The sequence below is a fragment of the Yersinia enterocolitica subsp. enterocolitica genome, from assembly GCF_901472495.1.
GTDB lineage: Bacteria > Pseudomonadota > Gammaproteobacteria > Enterobacterales > Enterobacteriaceae > Yersinia > Yersinia enterocolitica.
Window position 1 is genome coordinate 985,736 of the sequence record NZ_LR590469.1, and the last position, 17,288, is coordinate 1,003,023.

A 17,288-nucleotide genomic window follows, 5' to 3' on the forward strand; every position below is an offset into this window, starting at 1 on the left:
GCCACCATTTCCCTTTTATATATTATGTGTACTGCTATCTGTTCACCATTTAACTTTAAATGATAATGATATTTATCATGTATGTGTCCAGATATTTTGAATTATGGCGTCAATATATCTATTGCTATATTTATCTCTGAGGTAAATGAGTGATGGAGCTATATTTATATATTATTGGAGGTGTCATGAGGCAATATCAGTTAATGATTTCATTGCTTGTTTTCAGCCTGGTGAGTTTTATTAGTAGTGCCAAACCACCGGATATCGTCTGGCGTGTTGATACGCGCGACCATAATGAAATATTCGGTGCGGGTTTTTTTTCTTCTGGTGATAATGATTTTGTACTTGAGCATTTGAGTGGTCGGAGTTGCCGTAGTTACGACAGCCACTCGGCAGATAGCGCATTTATCTCTACTACGGCTGATAGAGGATTTGCTTATGATTATTTAGAACGAGTATTAAAAAGTATACAAAAAACCATAACCAGCAGTACAAAAGCTTATATTTATCAGATACGAGCCGATGCTAATATGTATAGCGCAGAGCACTCCTTGGATTCTTTATTACGACTCGGTGCGAGTGAGATTCAACAGGAGATTCATCGTATTTTTCGCTATGCACCTTTCTTATCGGAATGGATGGCGCACCGCAGAGTTTTAGCGGAACAGGTTATGTCAGCAACCTCATATATATTTGAAGGGGGCCGCGTTATATTTAATGGATATCTCCCTAACCCGTTCTATCGGCAAACACGTTCGAGTGCCAGTATGAATCCTTATCACAATGCTTTAACACTACCGTCGACTCTGAATATGATGCGAGTCTGGATGTTAAGAATGGGGATAAGACCGATGGTCAGGGCGTGTTTTGGCATTATGGATTCAATGAATTCCAAGCGTAGTATAGATTCAATCAATGACAGTGATAGCAAAATGTTTAAGCTGGTGGCTATCTTATAAAGGTAAATCTCATATATCACTAAATGGGGATGGTATATTATGAAATTAATTATCTATGGGGCTATTATATTGGTGTGTGGGCCAGCACTGGCGATTAAATCTGGTGATTTAAAATCACAATGTGATGTTGATAATGGGGTGATGATTTATAAACAGATAATTAAAAGTTATAATGCGAGTGTTATGTGGCGGCCGGATGATATATCGCTTGATGCAATAAATATTAAGATAGATGATCAATGGTATGGAGCCATCGCTGATGATAGAACCAATGGTAATGTAGCAAAAGGGATGTCCAGTTTTGCGCAAGCGGCGTATTTAATTAGTCTTCCTGTTAATGTTTGCGTAAAAGAGGGTTATTTACGTGGGGTTGAGGGGGCTGGCTGATATTCCAGTCAGCGCCCTCTGTTTATCTATTTAGTAGATATGTTTATTGTTCACCAGCCAATATTTGATGTTTTTTCAGCATGCCACGTAATTGGTGGTAGGTTAGCCCCAGTAAGCTGGCTGCCTTGCGTTGATTAAAGCGTGCTTGTGCCAACGCCTGTTTGAGTATCTGATATTCACTATTATGCAGCCAATCCTTAAGATTGAGCGGTAAGGTGGGTAACTCGCCGGTTTGGCTGCCCGACTCATTGAGTTCAATACCCTCGTTTTCTCGGTTCTGTTGGCGTGCAAAAGGGTCGATAATAATATTATCTAACGCCTCGTTGTTGTCGCCGTGGCGATATACTGAGCGCTCGACTACATTTTTCAGCTCTCGCACATTTCCTGGCCAGTGATATCCCAGCAACTGCTGTTTGGCTTGCGGGGTAAAACCGGGGAATAGCGGTAAACCCAATTCGCGGCACATCTGAATGGCAAAATGTTCTGCCAGTAACATGATATCTTGTTGGCGCTCACGTAGAGGCGGCAGTTGCACCACATCAAAGGCCAGACGGTCGAGCAGGTCAGCGCGGAATTTCCCGGCGGCTGCCAGTGCGGGCAAATTATCATTGGTGGCACAGACTAAACGCACATCCACTTGCAAGGGTTGGCTCCCACCAACCCGCTCCAGATGACCATACTCAATCACCCGTAATAGCTTTTCCTGTACCAGCATGGGGGCGGTTGCCAGTTCATCTAAAAATAGCGTGCCGCCATCTGCACGTTCAAAACGCCCAAGATGACGCTTCTGCGCGCCAGTAAAGGCCCCCGCCTCATGGCCGAACAGCTCTGAATCGAGTAAATTTTCATTAAGAGCCGCACAATTGAGCGAAATAAACGGCCCTTGCCAACGGTTGGATAAATAATGCAGGCGATGGGCTATCAGCTCCTTGCCGGTACCCCGTTCACCAATCACCAACACCGGCTTATTCAGTTTTGCCAGCCCTGAAACTTGCTCCAGCACTTCAACAAAAGAGTTGGCTTGGCCTAACAGATTTTCTAATTGCTCACTCATGATGAAATTCGCCAATAGTTGGTTAAAGTAATCAATCTACATTTTATCTTAAAACAGTAAAAAATATTTTTATGTTATTTTTCAATTCATTATATTTTATGAAAAGTTGGCACGACTCTTGATATATCACTACTGAAATTATGTTAATCGGCGCAACCAAACGCCAATCAGTTAAAGAGGATATAAATTATGGGTATTTTTTCTCGTTTTGCCGATATCGTGAACGCCAACATCAATACATTACTGGATAAAGCTGAAGATCCACAGAAGTTAGTGCGGCTGATGATTCAGGAAATGGAAGATACATTGGTTGAGATCCGCTCCACATCGGCCCGCGCACTGGCGGAGAAAAAACAGCTGCTACGCCGCATTGACCATTGTGAAAGCCAGCAACAAGAGTGGCAAGATAAAGCCGAATTAGCTTTGCGCAAAGATAAAGAAGATTTGGCGCGTGCCGCACTGATTGAAAAGCAAAAAGTGGTAGCACTAATTGAGACGCTGACTCGGGAAGTCGCAACAGTTGATGAAACTCTCACCCGCATGAAACACGAAATCACTGAGCTTGAGAGTAAACTGACTGAAACCCGTGCCCGCCAGCAAGCTTTGACGCTGCGTCATCAGGCGGCTGCATCATCTCGCGATGTTCGCCGTCAGTTAGACAGTGGCAAACTGGATGAAGCAATGGCACGTTTTGAACAGTTTGAGCGCCGCATTGATCATATGGAAGCTGAGGCTGAAACCGTGGGTATTGGTAAACAAAAGTCGCTGGAAAGCCAGTTTGCCGAATTGAAAGCCGATGATGAAATCAGCAACCAACTGGCAGCACTGAAAGCAAAAATGAATTCAGCGCAATAAGTTAGCGCTAAACGTCAGAAAAATACCTCGCCAGGCCGCCGGCATAAAGGCGGCCCGTTATGATGAAAATGCGGATATCCGCGAGCATATATACACCAATAATTCGAGTTGCAGGAAGGCGGCCAACGCATATACAGCTTGAATATACTTAAGGAGAATGAATGAGTATTCTATTTCTTGCCATACCGTTGACCATTTTTGTGTTGTTTGTCGCACCGATTTGGTTATGGCTGCATTACAGCAATCGCCAACAAAGCGGCGCTCAACTTAGCCATCAGGATATGCAACGTTTATCGCAGTTAACTGACGATGCACGCCGGATGCGTGAGCGCATTCAGGCATTGGAAGAAATTCTTGATGCTGAGCATCCAAATTGGAGGCAGTCATAATGGGCGATATGTTTAAAAACAATTCTTTTAAGAACGATTCTTTTAAAAACGATTATTTTAAAAACAATGTGTTAAGTAAGAAGAAACTCTATCGCGTGCCAGAAGAAGGCATGATCAAGGGCGTTTGTGCCGGGTTAGCACACTATTTTGATATTCCGGTGCGGCTGATTCGTGTGATGGTGGTGTTATCGCTGTTCTTTGGTCTGTTCGTTTTCACTATTGCGGCTTATATCGTACTGACTTTCGTGTTGGAACCCGCGCCTGCATCCAGTTTTAGTGAGCATCGCGAGGCGACGCCGCGCCAGCTTCTTGATCAGTTAGAATATGAACTGGGGGCAGGAGAGCAACGCTTGCGCCAGGTCGAGCGCTATGTCACTTCCGAAACCTTTGGGGTGCAGAGCCGTTTTCGTCAGTTGTGATATGACTCATTCAATTAACGCTAAAGCCTGCCGGAGGGCATAAAGATGAACAATAATCCCGCCCGAAGCCGTGCAGGTGTAGTATTAACCACACTAATTAAAATTATTTTTAGTGTCGCATTGACCTATGGCCCGGCAGGTGCAGCAGGTTTTATCGTCAGAAATGTCAGCCGTAAACCGCTGCGCTGGTTGTTGCTGATGATGTTGGAACCAATGCTAAAACGTGCAATGGGGGCGGCGGCAGGTCAATTTGCCAAGGAGAAGCATGAAACGACTGCAAAATGAGATTACGTCATTGGTCAATCGCGGGATGGATAGGCATCTGCGGTTGGCAGTAACCGGCTTGAGCCGCAGCGGGAAAACCGCCTTTATCACTTCTCTGGTGAATCAATTACTTCATGTCCACAGCGGTGCGCGTTTGCCGCTGTTTTCTGCTGTGCGCGAAGATCGTCTGCTTGGTGTTAAGCGTGTGCCGCAGCGTGATTTGGGCATTCAGCGCTTTACTTACGATGAAGGTCTGGCCTCTTTATATGGCACGCCGCCTAATTGGCCAACCCCAACTCGTGGTGTTAGCGAAATTCGTTTAGCTTTGCGTTTTCGCTCCAGCGACTCTCTGTTGCGCCATTTTAAAGAGACATCAACGCTGTATTTGGAAATTGTCGATTATCCGGGTGAATGGTTGTTGGATTTACCCATGCTGGAACAAGATTATTTGAGCTGGTCGCGGCAGATGGCTGGCTTGTTACAAGGGGATCGCGCTGAGTGGGCCAAACCTTGGCTGACGCTGTGTCAGCAGTGCGATCCATTGGCCCCGGCCGATGAAAATCAACTGGCGGCGATTGCTCAGGCTTATACTGATTATCTGATTCGTTGTAAAAATGAAGGCCTGCATTTCATTCAACCGGGCCGATTTGTGTTGCCGGGTGATATGGCGGGGGCGCCTGCATTGCAGTTCTTCCCGTGGCCGGATGTCACTGATCTTGGCGAATCGCGGCTGGCTCAAGCCGATAAACATTCCAATTTGGGCATGCTGCGCACTCGTTTTAACTATTACTGCAACTCGGTGGTGAAAGGTTTTTACAAAGAACACTTTGTGCGCTTTGACCGGCAAATCGTGCTGGTAGATTGCCTGCAACCCCTGAATAGCGGGCCGCAGGCGTTTAACGATATGCGCCTGGCGTTGACACAATTGATGCAGAGCTTCCATTACGGAAAGCGCACGTTATTCCGTCGCTTATTTTCTCCGTGTATCGATAAGCTGATGTTTGCGGCAACCAAAGCCGACCATGTGACGGCCGATCAACACGCCAACCTGGTCTCCTTGCTGCAACAATTGGTGCAGGAAGCCTGGCAAAATGCCGCATTTGAAGGGATTAGTATGGATTGTGTCGGGCTGGCGTCGGTACAGGCAACACAAAGCGGCATCGTTGAACATCAGGGACAGAAAATTCCTGCATTACGCGGCAATCGGCTAACTGATGGTGCGCCGCTAACGGTTTTCCCCGGTGATGTTCCAGCGCGTTTACCCGGCCCGGCATTTTGGCAGCAGCAAGGGTTTCATTTTGATGAGTTCCGTCCGCAAGCGGTACATGTCGATAGCCCATTGCCCCATATTCGCCTTGATGCCGTCATGGAATTTTTATTGGGAGATAAATTGCGATGAGCGAGCCTTTAAAACCCCGGATCGATTTCGAACAGCCTCTGCAACCCATAGACGAACCGGTATTAAAAGCGGCGCAAGCTTTTGACCAACATGCTGCCGAGAATTTCTATCCTGCGGACCCCGAACTGGACGCAGAAAATGAAGAAGGGCGGGTAGAAGGGCTGGTTAATGCGGCATTGAAACCCAAGCGCAGCCTGTGGCGTAAAATGGTGACGGTGGGGATAGCCCTATTTGGTGTCAGTGTGATTGCTCAGTCAGTGCAATGGGTTAATCAGGCGTGGCAACAGCAGGATTGGATTGCACTGGGGGCCACCACTGCGGGCGGGCTTATCGTGCTGGCGGGGGTCGGTTCAGTGGTGACGGAGTGGCGGCGTTTGTATCGTCTGCGCCAACGGGCTGAAGAGCGGGATATTGCACGCGAACTACTGGTAAGCCATGGTATTGGCCAAGGGCGGGCGTTTTGTGAAAAGCTGGCACGCCAGGCTGGACTTGATCAAGGGCATCCGGCCCTACAGCGTTGGCAAGCCTCGCTACATGAAACCCATAATGATCGTGAAGTGGTTGAACTGTATGCCAAACTGGTTCAGCCTTCGCTGGATAATTTAGCGCGGGCAGAAATCAGCCGCTATGCCGCCGAGTCAGCATTAATGATTGCCGTCAGTCCGCTGGCGCTGGTGGATATGGCGTTTATAGCCTGGCGAAATATTCGTCTGATTAATCGTATTGCTGCTTTGTATGGTATTGAGTTGGGGTATTTCAGCCGCATCCGCCTGTTCCGTTTGGTACTGCTCAATATTGCTTTTGCCGGAGCATCTGAATTGGTGCGCGAAGTGGGTATGGACTGGTTATCGCAGGATTTAGCCGCACGTTTATCTGCCCGCGCCGCCCAAGGCATCGGGGCTGGCTTGCTGACGGCTCGACTGGGTATCAAAGCAATGGAGTTGTGTCGCCCATTGCCGTGGTTGGGAGATGATAAACCTAAATTGGGTGATTTCCGGCGGCAATTAATTGGTCAATTGAAAAATACCTTGCCAAAAAAAGATAAACCGGCACAGCAGTAGCGCTATTTCAGCCGTGGGTCAAAGGCAAAAGAGAGTGGTTGAACACTGCTTAAGCAGGTTTGAAAGCTTTTGTGCCGAGGATTGAGCAGTAGATTGTTTTCTGTCGGCACCAGAGTGGATGGAACCAGTAATCCAAGTGATGATTCTGACTCCAGCCATTCAGTGCCGATATCCATTGTGGTCGCAGGTGCGGGGTCGCTGCGCCAGTTCGTGGGCCAATCTTGCGGCTGAAGCAGCATAATGTTGCTATCTTCGATTTCAATTTGGAATAACTCGAACTCACTCAGTGTTGAGCTGTCCTGAATATGTACCAACGTCTCCAACATCGCCAGTGATACACTGCTGGCTAAGTAGATGGCGGCGTGCCCCTTATGGTTCCAGCGCCCACCATAGGTTTCGGCACCATAGCCGGTCCAGGTTGAGGCAAGATAGCGGCGCATCACAATGCGGTAGAGCATCATAAATATAGGCCTACCGGATTTATCTTCATAAGCACCTGATCCTTATAGCGCACAGTTATGAAAATACGCCGTGCTCCAGGCGTCCAATCAAATCACAGACTTCCAATGCACCGGTTTCGGTCTCCAGCAAGGAATCTGGACTACGGTGGCCCAGGCCTTTAATCGGGGTCGACATCCAAGTGATAGCTTTGCCTTTATCTCCGCCAAATAGATCAACTGCGGCGTCCATAACCCGAACGAAACGCGCAATGCGCTCACTCTCTTCGGGAGTGAAACGGCCATCATGGGTGCGTCTGCGAGTCAAGCTGCGGCTGGGAATACCGGTCGCACGCAAGATTTCAGCTTTTGGGATAGATGCCCATAGATGGATGCTGTCAATGACATCAACAGAAAAACCCATTTTGATGCTATCGACCAATACCGTACCGCGGCTGGCGGGCAAACCAATCTCTCGCCATAGCGCCCTTGTTTTGGTCGCTGGAGTGGGGTGATACGCTCTCATGTAACCTCCTCGGTCAATTGGCTATGTCTACTATAGCCAGTTGGCCGATATAAAGCAAAGTGTCACTGGTTCTTGACGAGAATGCTGACGGCATGCGTCATTATATAATTCTAAATTATTAGTATAAAAACTAATAACTCGCTATATACGGTGCTGATAGGGGTTGATGATCTTATCTTTGTGAGTTCAATTGGATAGAAAACACAGCAAAAAGCCGATTCCTGTCAACTTTTGCTGACAGACTGCTTCATCAGTAAGGGGGGACAGGGTATTATCATAGACAGATATTCCGCACCTGCCCTACATAAGGTCGATACTGATGCGCTTGGAAGTTTTTTGCGAAGACCGAATCGGTCTCACCAGAGAGTTACTTGATCTCTTGGTTTTACGCGGCATTGATTTACGTGGGATCGAAATTGATCCGATTGGCCGTATTTATTTGAATTTCTCACAGCTGGATTTCAGTGTATTTAGTGCGTTGATGATGGATATTCGACGCATTGATGGAGTGACTGACGTCCGCACCGTCTCCTTTATGCCATCTGAGCGAGAACATCGTTCGCTGCGGGCGCTACTTGAATCCATGCCAGAGCCGGTATTTTCTATCGATTTAAAAGGTAACCTTGAGTTAGCTAATCCGGCTGCCCGTGAGCTTTTCTCCCTTAATGAGGAGAAGGTTCGTCACAAAACCGCGGGTAGTTTGCTGGGCGGATATAATTTTGCTCGTTGGTTCGATGGGGGGGAAACTGCACCTCATACCGAACGTGTATTGATCGATAATCAGGATTACCTGATGGAGATCACCCCGATTCAGCTTGAAGACGAAAATCAGCAGAGTCAGACGGTAGGCGCTGTCGTGATGTTAAAATCGACCGCTCGCATGGGGAAACAGCTGCAAATCTTATCGGTAAATGATGATACCGAATTTAAACAGATTGTTGCCACCAGCGTTAAAATGCGTCAAGTACTTGACCAAGCACGTAAATTAGCCATGTTGGATGCGCCGCTACTGTTGGTGGGTGATACCGGCACCGGCAAAGACCTGTTGGCACGCGCTTGCCATCTACGCAGCCCGCGCGGGAAAATGCCTTTCCTCGGCCTGAATTGCGCTTCTTTACCCGATGATGTAGTAGAAAGTGAGCTATTTGGCTATGCCGCAGGAGCATACCCCAATGCTGTTGAGGGTAAAAAAGGCTTCTTTGAGCAGGCTAATGGTGGCTCAGTACTGTTAGATGAAATCGGCGAAATGTCGCCTCGCATGCAGATCAAACTGTTACGTTTCCTTAATGACGGAACTTTCCGCCGTGTCGGAGAGGAGCATGAGGTGCATGTGGATGTGCGGGTTATTTGTGCCACCCAAAAGAATTTGGTGGAATTAGTACAGCGTGGCGAATTCCGCGAGGATCTCTATTACCGCCTTAATGTATTGACTATCACTTTACCGCCTCTGCGTGAGCGCCAAGCCGATATCATGCCACTGACAGCACTGTTTGTTGCGCGATTCTCTGACGAACAGGGTGTGCCTCGGCCGAAACTAGCGCCTGAACTGAGTGGTTTTCTGACCAATTATGGTTGGCCAGGTAATGTCCGCCAACTGAAAAATGCGATTTATCGTGCTTTGACCCAATTGGAAGGGGCGGAGTTACGGCCACAAGATATCGTCTTGCCGGAGTTTGAGGTTGAAGCGGCTCTGGGGGATGAAGTGCTTGATGGTTCGCTCGACGATATTAGCAAACGTTTTGAACGCTCTGTTTTAACACGACTTTATCGTAACTATCCCAGCACACGTAAACTTGCCAAGCGCCTTGGTGTTTCTCACACCGCAATTGCCAATAAACTACGTGAATATGGCCTGAGTAGTAAGCGCTCCGCCAGTGATGAAAGTGAAGAAGAATAAGGTGTATAACCCACCTGTAGTTTGACGTATGGCGGGTATAAAAGATAAAACCATAAAAAACGGCTGTTCCTGAGAGGGGCAGCCGTTTGTATTAAACTCTATTTAAACCAAAGTAGTTCGAATTACTTCAGTGCTGCCAGTGCAGCATCATAGTCTGGTTCAGTGGTGATTTCGTTAACCAACTCACTGTAGATAACATTGTCCTGACCATCCAGAATCACGACAGCACGAGCGGTCAAGCCTGCCAATGGGCCTTCAGTAATTGCCACACCGTAAGCTTGTTTGAAATCTGCGCCACGCAAGGTTGACAGCGTCGTCACGTTGCTCAGGCCTTCAGCACCGCAAAAACGTGATTGAGCAAATGGCAGGTCAGAGGAGATACAAAGAACAACGGTGTTCTCAAGTTCGCCAGCCAATTGATTGAATTTGCGTACAGATGCGGCACAAACACCGGTATCAATACTCGGGAAAATATTCAGAACCTTACGTTTGCCCACGAAGCTGCTCAGAGCAACATCAGATAAATCTTTCGCAACCAAAGTAAAATCTTTAGCTTTATCGCCGGGTTGCGGTAGTTGACCTGCAACGGTCACTGGATTGCCTTGGAAATGTACTGTCTGTGTCATTATTTGATCCCTTTTACAGATGTGTAACACGAAGCTCAGTTTAAGGTAACAATAGCGGCTTGGATATGAGAAATTTGCTAAATAATTTAGATTTTACTGACATTAGGTTCTAATACCGACCGTCAACCCCTGAATTCTTCTGAGGAACTATAATGAGAACCCTGCGTTGCTATCCCGAGTCCTGGCCTCTACATTCCGCATTTGTGATTTCCCGCGGAAGCCGTACCGAAGCAAAAGTTGTGGTTGTCGAGATTGAGGAAGCGGGCATTCATGCTTTTGGTGAATGTACTCCATATCCACATTATGGAGAAAGTGAATCTTCTGTGATGGCACAGTTAGCCCTGGTGGCCAGCGCCGTTGAGCAGGGTGTTTCGCGTGAGGGTTTACAACAGTTATTGCCTGCTGGGGCGGCGAGGAATGCGGTCGATTGTGCGTTATGGCAGTTGGAGAGTTGGCAAAAACAACAGAGTTTATGGCAGTTGACTCAGACTGCACCGGTCGCCCATATCTCTATGGCCCAGACTGTCAGTATCGGGACTCCGGAAGCGATGGCGTACAGTGCGAGCGCATTGGTACATCAAGGCGCTAACTTATTGAAAATAAAACTGGATGACCACCTGATTGCTGAGCGTTTGGTGGCAATCCGCAGCGCGGCACCAGAAGTGACATTAATTGTAGATGCCAATGAATCCTGGCAGCCTGAGGGTTTAGCCGCGCGTTGCCAGTTACTGGCAGATTTAGGGGTGGCTATGTTGGAGCAGCCATTACCCGCTGGAAATGATGATTCCTTGCAGAACTTTATTCACCCACTGCCTATTTGTGCCGATGAGAGTTGCCATACTCGCGCTGATTTGGCAGGATTGGTTGGCCGTTATGACATGGTCAACATTAAACTGGATAAAAGCGGTGGGTTAACCGAAGCATTGCTATTGGCCGAACAGGCAAAATCGCTCGGATTTGCCATTATGCTTGGCTGTATGTTGTGTACATCTCGCGCAATACGTGCTGCATTGCCACTGGCTCCAGGTGCCCGCTTTGTTGATCTGGATGGCCCTACGTGGTTGCAACACGATGTCGATGATGGGTTACATTTTTCGACCGGTGCTATTGATTTATCGGCTTAATCCGGTCTGGTGAGTAAGTCTATCAGGGCAGCCAGATAACATTCACTGGCTGCATCGGCAGAGATGGGGGGGAATTCCGCCGTAATACAAGGTAAGCTGATGTCGGCACACCAACTGCCGAATGACCCCGGAGTGGCGTAACCCACATTCGTCACCAGTGGTAAGTTAAAGTTTGCCGCCAACTGTTCCCCCAATGCTGAACTATCAGGGTCTTCAATGCAGGCTAATGGTTCGTGAAAAGAGACTACCCAGCGCGGAGACAACTGCGTAATCAATGCACACAATGCTTGAGTTTCGGGTTCGGAGGCGGCGCACTCTCCAGTCGATAACACCACATCTCTTGCATCCGCCGCACTGTTCCAGCGATATACTGTTTCGCCAGCCTGCCAGTTTTTTGCCGGAAAATTACGATTAAGATCTACGCCATTGGCATTAGCCCGCAGCCCCAATTGGCAACCATCAGGATTGACTGCCAATATCACATGGTGGCGCTGCTGTTCAGGGGAAATGCTACGTAACGCGCAGGAGAGGGCTACAATTGCCGCACTTTCATCGCCATGAGTCCCCGCGATAATTAGCCCGGTTTGCGCTGATGGATTTGCGGCCGCAAAATAGATCAGTGGCGCTCCCAGCAGAGAGGTACCGTAGTGTTGCCCTAAGGTAACCAGATTTCCCCGTGTGGAGCGGGGGCGATATTGACTCATGATATTCTGTTATTCCAAATTATATGCATATTACACCCAACATATCATTTAGCATTATTACTTTGAACCAATTGATCTGCTAGTTTATGTTGATAAGAGTTAGTGACTTTCGCTGAAATGGAACGACAACGAAAAGGTTAATAATTATGCGCTATTTCCGTTATGCATTATGTGCCGTATTGGTGGGGGCAGCGCTGGGCGCGGCAAATGCTGCTGATGTCCCTGCTGGCACTGTATTGGCTGAAAAACAAGAACTTGTTCGTCATATTAAAGATGAGCCTGCGTCCCTTGACCCAATGAAAGCGGTTGGGTTAATCGAAGCTCAGGTTGCCCGTGATCTATTCGAAGGGCTGGTTAACCAGGATTCGCATGGACAGATAATTCCAGGCGTTGCGACAAATTGGAAAACGTCAGATAACCAAACCTATATATTTACGTTACGCAAAGATGCTAAATGGTCGAATGGTGACCCAGTGACCGCACAGGATTTTGTATATAGTTGGCGTCGCTTGGTTGACCCTAAAAGTTTATCTCCTTTCGCCTGGTTTGCCGAGCTGGCTGGCATGGAGAATGCGCAACAGATTATTGCCGGAAAAATGCCACCAGAAACTCTTGGGGTCAGTGCTGTTAATGATTACACTCTCAAAGTCAAACTCAGCAAGCCGGTGCCTTATTTCCCCAGCCTGACTGCTAATTTCAGTTTATTCCCGGTACCATCAACCGTGGTTGAAAAATACGGTAGTGACTGGACTAAAGTCGGTAATCTGGTGGGGAACGGCGCATTTAAATTACAAAATAGAGTGGTGAATGAGAAGTTGGTATTGGTGCCAAACGACTATTATTGGGACCATGCTCATACAGTCCTCACCAAAGTAACTTTTATTCCTATCAATCAGGAAGCTAATGCTACTAAGCGCTATCAGGCAGGTGATATTGATATTACGGAATCTTTCCCTAAAAATCTCTATCAGAAACTATTAAAAGATATTCCTGATCAGGTTTATACCCCCGACCAATTAGGCACTTATTATTACGCATTTAATACCCAGCGAGCACCAACAAATGATGTTCGGGTGCGTAAAGCATTATCTTATGCAATAGACCGTAAAATTATCGCTGAAAAAGTCTTGGGTACCGGGGAAAAGCCTGCCTACCACTTTACCCCTGATGTCACGGCTGGCTATCATCCGGTGACCAATTTATTACAACAACAAGATCAGGAAGAACTGAATGCACAAGCTAAAGCGCTACTGCATGCGGCGGGTTATGGGCCTGATAAGCCATTAAAATTATCGCTGCTGTATAACACATCAGATAATAATCAAAAGTTAGCCATCGCCATTGCTTCAATGTGGAAAAAAACATTGGGTGTGGATGTTCAAATGATTAACCAAGAGTGGAAGACCTATATTGATAGCCGCAACACCGGAAATTTTGATGTGGTCCGTGCTTCATGGGTTGGGGATTACAATGAGCCTTCTACATTCCTGTCATTACTGACCTCGACCCATAGCGGTAATATCGCTAAGTTTACGAGTGCAGATTATGACCGTTTGCTGAGTGAAGCGGGTAAACAAACTAATCCTAAAGCACTGAGTGATGATTATAATAAAGCCGAACAAATTATTGCAGATCAGGTGCCAATAGCACCTATATATCAATTTACTAACGGGCGCTTAATTAAACCTTGGGTGAAAGGTTACCCGATTACTAACCCAGAAGATGTGGCATATAGCCAAATGATTTACATCATTAAGCACTAGTTGTCATTAACCAATTAACTTACAAGGGAATTCATTCTTGCGGGTTAATTGGTTGAGTCGAAACTTAATCTATAAGTTATTTATATTATGCTAATCAGACTGTTTTATTTTATCCTGCTTAGGAACAATGGCAGATATAGAGATCATAAAACCAGTCAATGATGCTACTATGAGTGGAAATATAAAAGCATCAGATGTTCTTAATGGGTTTTTCATATCAAAAATTATCACAATAAAAAATGAGCTAGTAGCAAACGTTGATGATGAATATAGTTCATTAAGCTTATATTGCAGATTTTCCAATGCAAATTTTGGCGTCTTTTTTGAAATACAATCCCATGTGATATGCACCAACATGTAAGAAATACAGATGATACAGTAGAACTTCGTCAACTCATCAGTGGTCTGCGGTGAGTACCAGAGGGAAGAGAGTGGCTCCAATTCAGTTCCCCCACTGTTTGCTCAGATAGATACCGGAAATTAATACACTGCCAATTGCTGCGAATGTAAATGCAAGGGATGTAGTAATGGTTAATGTGGGGACTAAAAATGATAACCCTCCAGTAAATGCAAACCCTGCTCCTGCGCCACCAATGAATGCTTTCATTAACGTAATAATACTGGTTTTCATAATCAATATCCCTTGAATATATAACGTGATAATTAGCAAAAATTGTACCTCAAAGTTTGAGGGCTTCTTCTGTCTTTATTATTATGTATCCTTAATATAAGATCTGATTGTTTGAGATAAATTCTGTTGTCCGGAAACATATAGTTAATGAATCGGATAGCTGCATTTACGATGCTCTAATATAAAGTGTATTTCGATTGTTTTATAGTGATAGCAAGCTATCCGCATACATCACCTTTAAATATCAGTGGGTGGGCGCTACACTGAGCTAATTGCATGATAAATGCTGAAATTGAGGATGTTGTCGTGGATGTAGTCGCAGGAAAAGCACTTCAAGTTTCTGATGCCGTTTATTCTTATCAACTCGATGGTAAAGGGGGCGTAACATCAATCAGCCCCGATGCTGTTGCTACCGCAGAGCAGCCATGTTGGCTGCATCTGGATTACACTCACCCGGACAGCGCAGCCTGGTTGCAAAATACCCCGCTATTGCCTGAAGTTGTTCGCGATGGTTTGGCGGGTGAAAGTGTCCGGCCGAAAGTGACCCGCTTGGGTGACGGCACAATGATCACCCTCAGAGGGATTAACTTCAATAATGATGCCCGGCCTGACCAGCTAGTCACTATCCGGGTTTATATGACAGATAAGTTGATTGTCTCAACCCGGCATCGCAAAGTTTACTCGATTGATGATGTGCTCAACGATTTACAAAGTGGCACTGGCCCCACCAACAGTGGCAATTGGCTGGTGGAGATTGTCGATGGCCTGACCGACCATACCAGTGAGTTTATCGAAGACTTACACGATAAAATTATCGATCTCGAAGATGATTTATTGGAGCAAAAAATCCCAGCGCGCGGGCAGATGGCATTGTTACGTAAGCAATTGATTGTACTACGGCGGTATATGGCCCCCCAGCGCGATGTTTTCTCTCGGTTAGCCAGTGAGCGCTTGCCGTGGATGAATGATGATGATCGGCGTCGCATGCAGGAAATTTCAGAGCGTTTGGGGCGGGGTTTAGAAGATTTAGACTCCAGTATTGCGCGTACTGCGGTGCTGTCCGATGAAATTAGTTCATTAATGGCCGATGCGATGAACCGGCGTACTTATACCATGTCACTGTTGGCTATGGTATTTTTGCCCACCACCTTTTTAACTGGGCTGTTTGGTGTCAACCTTGGTGGTATTCCTGGGAATACCGACTCTTTTGGTTTTGCGACATTTTGTATGATGTTGGTGGTGTTGGTGCTCGGTGTTGCATGGTGGTTAAAGCACAGTAAATGGCTCTAATTAGCTATTCGCAAGCGAGTAAAAGAGTGTGCCAGGTAGCACGCTAATCACTGCAAAATTGAGCGATATCAAGATTTGACCGTGATGACTCAGGCATTATCACTTTGCAGGTGAATGCAACGTCAAGCGATGGGCGTTGCGCTCCATATTTGTAATACTTTTATTTTTGAATTACTGCATAGCACATAATTGTTACGATGCCGATGTTGTCTCAACATCGGCATTTTTTTGTTTTTTAGGAAGAACAATGGGTAAGGCAGACGAAAGGATTGCCTCTACACCTGAACGGTGAGAAGCAACACCTGATACTTGCTTATTTGATTTCCAGTACATCGAGGCGAACCAGCGGTTGTGTATCGCCATCTTCAGCATCTTCTGGCTGCCAGCTAACCGGTTGTAGTGGCAGTTCTTCACGATCAAAAGCTAAATCACCGCCATCAACAATTTCACTATTGTGGGTGATATTTTTGAAATCAAACAACTTGTGATCATTTAAATGTGATGGCACCACATTTTGCATGGCGCTGAACATGGTTTCGATCCGCCCCGGATACTGTTTATCCCAATCACGAAGCATATCTTTTATCACCTGACGTTGCAGGTTAGGTTGCGAGCCGCATAAGTTACAAGGAATAATTGGGTACTCTCTGGCAATAGCGAAACGCTCAATGTCTTTTTCGCGACAGTAGGCCAGTGGGCGAATAACCACATGTTTGCCATCGTCGCTCATCAGTTTGGGTGGCATGCCTTTCAGTTTGCCGCCATAGAACATATTCAGGAATAGCGTTTGCAGAATATCATCGCGATGGTGACCCAGCGCGATTTTAGTGGCTCCCAGTTCAGTGGCGGTGCGGTATAAAATCCCACGGCGCAGGCGCGAACAGAGTGAGCAGGTGGTTTTCCCTTCCGGAATGATCTCTTTCACAATCCCGTAAGTGTTCTCTTCAACAATCTTGTATTCAACACCTTGCTTATCCAGATAGGCAGGCAGGATATCTTCAGGGAAACCTGGCTGTTTCTGATCCAGATTAACCGCGATGAGGGTGAAGTTAATTGGCGCACTTTTTTGCAGGTTCTGCAAAATATCCAACATGGTGTAGCTGTCTTTGCCCCCTGACAGGCAGACCATGACGCGATCACCTTCTTCAATCATATTAAAATCAGCAATCGCCTGGCCGACATTGCGGCGCAGGCGTTTCTGTAATTTGTTCAAATCGTATTGTTTTTTTTGGTTAACCACTTGTTTCTCTTGCATTTGTTCTTGACTCATATCCAGTTAGGGGCATGACGGGCAGTGCTGCTATGACATAAGTTTATCATTCAACAAGCATATATATTAGTGTTTTAATCTCTGGCATGTGGGGCATGGTATATGAGATTTGTGAAAGGAGCTCATCTATAGCTTGTGAAATAGTTCACAAAAAAAGGAAGAATCATTATTGCAACTTGCCACAATCCATCCTTTATGATGTAGTGGCTTCAACGGATTGTTACTGTGTAAGA

The 17,288-nt window shown here is 46.4% G+C and carries 19 protein-coding genes; 12 read left to right on the plus strand and 7 right to left on the minus strand.

The window, feature by feature from the left end; genetic code table 11:
- Nucleotides 1–185 precede the first annotated feature (185 nt).
- Nucleotides 186–959 carry a putative AB5 enterotoxin ADP-ribosylating subunit YtxA gene (gene ytxA, locus FGL26_RS04615; protein ID WP_032902778.1) on the plus strand — a complete coding sequence of 258 codons (774 nt, stop codon included), beginning with the start codon at nucleotides 186–188 and terminating at the stop codon, nucleotides 957–959.
- Nucleotides 960–998: 39 nt separating this feature from the next.
- Nucleotides 999–1,346, plus strand: coding sequence for a putative AB5 enterotoxin binding subunit YtxB (gene ytxB / locus FGL26_RS04620; RefSeq protein WP_005169530.1), 348 nt, complete (start codon nucleotides 999–1,001; stop codon nucleotides 1,344–1,346).
- Nucleotides 1,347–1,389: 43 nt separating this feature from the next.
- On the opposite strand, the gene pspF is transcribed toward ytxB, so the two are convergent.
- Complete coding sequence (gene pspF / locus FGL26_RS04625) at nucleotides 1,390–2,400, minus strand: phage shock protein operon transcriptional activator (RefSeq protein ID WP_005169531.1); 1,011 nt, start codon at nucleotides 2,398–2,400, stop codon at nucleotides 1,390–1,392.
- Nucleotides 2,401–2,589: 189 nt separating this feature from the next.
- Here pspF and pspA point away from each other — a divergent pair, with 189 nt between their 5' ends.
- From pspA to FGL26_RS04655, 6 genes are all read left to right on the plus strand, one after another.
- Nucleotides 2,590–3,255: a phage shock protein PspA gene (gene pspA, locus FGL26_RS04630; RefSeq protein WP_005169534.1), complete on the plus strand. Its 666-nt coding sequence runs from the start codon at nucleotides 2,590–2,592 to the stop codon at nucleotides 3,253–3,255.
- 161 nt (nucleotides 3,256–3,416) lie between these two features.
- Nucleotides 3,417–3,644 carry an envelope stress response membrane protein PspB gene (pspB, locus tag FGL26_RS04635; protein WP_005161022.1) on the plus strand — a complete coding sequence of 76 codons (228 nt, stop codon included), beginning with the start codon at nucleotides 3,417–3,419 and terminating at the stop codon, nucleotides 3,642–3,644.
- An 8-nt stretch (nucleotides 3,645–3,652) separates the two neighbouring features.
- Nucleotides 3,653–4,063 (plus strand): envelope stress response membrane protein PspC, encoded by a 411-nt coding sequence (pspC, locus tag FGL26_RS04640; RefSeq protein ID WP_042593254.1) that lies wholly within the window; start codon nucleotides 3,653–3,655, stop codon nucleotides 4,061–4,063.
- Nucleotides 4,064–4,108: 45 nt separating this feature from the next.
- Nucleotides 4,109–4,348 (plus strand): phage shock protein PspD, encoded by a 240-nt coding sequence (gene pspD, locus FGL26_RS04645; protein WP_005169543.1) that lies wholly within the window; start codon nucleotides 4,109–4,111, stop codon nucleotides 4,346–4,348.
- A complete protein-coding gene (locus tag FGL26_RS04650) occupies nucleotides 4,329–5,726 on the plus strand; it encodes a YcjX family GTP-binding protein (RefSeq protein WP_005169547.1) in 1,398 nt (465 codons plus the stop codon). The genes pspD and FGL26_RS04650 overlap by 20 nt, the downstream gene beginning before the upstream one ends.
- A complete protein-coding gene (locus FGL26_RS04655) occupies nucleotides 5,723–6,787 on the plus strand; it encodes a YcjF family protein (RefSeq protein ID WP_005169550.1) in 1,065 nt (354 codons plus the stop codon). The genes FGL26_RS04650 and FGL26_RS04655 overlap by 4 nt, the downstream gene beginning before the upstream one ends.
- A gap of 2 nt (nucleotides 6,788–6,789) precedes the next feature.
- Here FGL26_RS04655 and FGL26_RS04660 read toward each other — a convergent pair whose 3' ends face one another.
- Together FGL26_RS04660 and xre are read right to left on the minus strand one after the other, a co-directional pair.
- Nucleotides 6,790–7,248 (minus strand): RES family NAD+ phosphorylase, encoded by a 459-nt coding sequence (locus FGL26_RS04660; protein WP_005169553.1) that lies wholly within the window; start codon nucleotides 7,246–7,248, stop codon nucleotides 6,790–6,792.
- Nucleotides 7,249–7,303: 55 nt separating this feature from the next.
- Nucleotides 7,304–7,750, minus strand: coding sequence for a type II toxin-antitoxin system antitoxin Xre (xre, locus tag FGL26_RS04665; RefSeq protein WP_005169556.1), 447 nt, complete (start codon nucleotides 7,748–7,750; stop codon nucleotides 7,304–7,306).
- Between the two features lie 319 nt (nucleotides 7,751–8,069).
- Between xre and tyrR the strand changes: the two genes are divergently transcribed.
- A complete protein-coding gene (tyrR, locus tag FGL26_RS04670) occupies nucleotides 8,070–9,647 on the plus strand; it encodes a transcriptional regulator TyrR (RefSeq protein WP_005169566.1) in 1,578 nt (525 codons plus the stop codon).
- Nucleotides 9,648–9,769: 122 nt separating this feature from the next.
- Here tyrR and tpx read toward each other — a convergent pair whose 3' ends face one another.
- Nucleotides 9,770–10,273 carry a thiol peroxidase gene (gene tpx / locus FGL26_RS04675; RefSeq protein ID WP_005161000.1) on the minus strand — a complete coding sequence of 168 codons (504 nt, stop codon included), beginning with the start codon at nucleotides 10,271–10,273 and terminating at the stop codon, nucleotides 9,770–9,772.
- 152 nt (nucleotides 10,274–10,425) lie between these two features.
- Here tpx and ycjG point away from each other — a divergent pair, with 152 nt between their 5' ends.
- The gene (gene ycjG, locus FGL26_RS04680) at nucleotides 10,426–11,397 is read left to right on the plus strand and encodes an L-Ala-D/L-Glu epimerase (RefSeq protein WP_005169570.1); all 972 of its coding nucleotides are present in this window, start codon (nucleotides 10,426–10,428) and stop codon (nucleotides 11,395–11,397) included.
- Here the strand turns inward: ycjG and mpaA are convergent.
- On the minus strand, nucleotides 11,394–12,101 hold the full coding sequence (gene mpaA / locus FGL26_RS04685; protein WP_005169573.1) for a murein tripeptide amidase MpaA: 708 nt from the start codon (nucleotides 12,099–12,101) through the stop codon (nucleotides 11,394–11,396). The genes ycjG and mpaA overlap by 4 nt on opposite strands.
- A gap of 146 nt (nucleotides 12,102–12,247) precedes the next feature.
- Between mpaA and FGL26_RS04690 the strand changes: the two genes are divergently transcribed.
- Nucleotides 12,248–13,864: a peptide ABC transporter substrate-binding protein gene (locus tag FGL26_RS04690; RefSeq protein ID WP_005169575.1), complete on the plus strand. Its 1,617-nt coding sequence runs from the start codon at nucleotides 12,248–12,250 to the stop codon at nucleotides 13,862–13,864.
- A 442-nt stretch (nucleotides 13,865–14,306) separates the two neighbouring features.
- Here the strand turns inward: FGL26_RS04690 and FGL26_RS04700 are convergent, their stop codons facing one another.
- Entirely contained in the window at nucleotides 14,307–14,495 is a 189-nt protein-coding gene (locus FGL26_RS04700) for a hypothetical protein (RefSeq protein WP_005169580.1), read from the minus strand.
- Between the two features lie 306 nt (nucleotides 14,496–14,801).
- Here FGL26_RS04700 and zntB point away from each other — a divergent pair, with 306 nt between their 5' ends.
- Nucleotides 14,802–15,785: a zinc transporter ZntB gene (gene zntB / locus FGL26_RS04705; protein ID WP_005169583.1), complete on the plus strand. Its 984-nt coding sequence runs from the start codon at nucleotides 14,802–14,804 to the stop codon at nucleotides 15,783–15,785.
- Nucleotides 15,786–16,098: 313 nt separating this feature from the next.
- On the opposite strand, the gene ttcA is transcribed toward zntB, so the two are convergent.
- Nucleotides 16,099–17,040, minus strand: a complete 942-nt coding sequence (gene ttcA, locus FGL26_RS04710) for a tRNA 2-thiocytidine(32) synthetase TtcA (protein WP_005169587.1) — start codon at nucleotides 17,038–17,040, stop codon at nucleotides 16,099–16,101.
- Nucleotides 17,041–17,288 lie beyond the last annotated feature (248 nt).

Excerpts from the sequence above, each read along its gene's own strand:
- ytxA (WP_032902778.1), top strand. The coding sequence starts at position 186 with ATGAGGCAATATCAGTTAATGATTTCATTGCTTGTTTTCAGCCTGGTG.
- ytxB (WP_005169530.1), top strand. The coding sequence starts at position 999 with ATGAAATTAATTATCTATGGGGCTATTATATTGGTGTGTGGGCCAGCA.
- pspF (WP_005169531.1), bottom strand. The coding sequence starts at position 2,400 with ATGAGTGAGCAATTAGAAAATCTGTTAGGCCAAGCCAACTCTTTTGTT.
- pspA (WP_005169534.1), top strand. The coding sequence starts at position 2,590 with ATGGGTATTTTTTCTCGTTTTGCCGATATCGTGAACGCCAACATCAAT.
- pspB (WP_005161022.1), top strand. The coding sequence starts at position 3,417 with ATGAGTATTCTATTTCTTGCCATACCGTTGACCATTTTTGTGTTGTTT.
- pspC (WP_042593254.1), top strand. The coding sequence starts at position 3,653 with ATGTTTAAAAACAATTCTTTTAAGAACGATTCTTTTAAAAACGATTAT.
- pspD (WP_005169543.1), top strand. The coding sequence starts at position 4,109 with ATGAACAATAATCCCGCCCGAAGCCGTGCAGGTGTAGTATTAACCACA.
- FGL26_RS04650 (WP_005169547.1), top strand. The coding sequence starts at position 4,329 with ATGAAACGACTGCAAAATGAGATTACGTCATTGGTCAATCGCGGGATG.
- FGL26_RS04655 (WP_005169550.1), top strand. The coding sequence starts at position 5,723 with ATGAGCGAGCCTTTAAAACCCCGGATCGATTTCGAACAGCCTCTGCAA.
- FGL26_RS04660 (WP_005169553.1), bottom strand. The coding sequence starts at position 7,248 with ATGATGCTCTACCGCATTGTGATGCGCCGCTATCTTGCCTCAACCTGG.
- xre (WP_005169556.1), bottom strand. The coding sequence starts at position 7,750 with ATGAGAGCGTATCACCCCACTCCAGCGACCAAAACAAGGGCGCTATGG.
- tyrR (WP_005169566.1), top strand. The coding sequence starts at position 8,070 with ATGCGCTTGGAAGTTTTTTGCGAAGACCGAATCGGTCTCACCAGAGAG.
- tpx (WP_005161000.1), bottom strand. The coding sequence starts at position 10,273 with ATGACACAGACAGTACATTTCCAAGGCAATCCAGTGACCGTTGCAGGT.
- ycjG (WP_005169570.1), top strand. The coding sequence starts at position 10,426 with ATGAGAACCCTGCGTTGCTATCCCGAGTCCTGGCCTCTACATTCCGCA.
- mpaA (WP_005169573.1), bottom strand. The coding sequence starts at position 12,101 with ATGAGTCAATATCGCCCCCGCTCCACACGGGGAAATCTGGTTACCTTA.
- FGL26_RS04690 (WP_005169575.1), top strand. The coding sequence starts at position 12,248 with ATGCGCTATTTCCGTTATGCATTATGTGCCGTATTGGTGGGGGCAGCG.
- FGL26_RS04700 (WP_005169580.1), bottom strand. The coding sequence starts at position 14,495 with ATGAAAACCAGTATTATTACGTTAATGAAAGCATTCATTGGTGGCGCA.
- ttcA (WP_005169587.1), bottom strand. The coding sequence starts at position 17,040 with ATGCAAGAGAAACAAGTGGTTAACCAAAAAAAACAATACGATTTGAAC.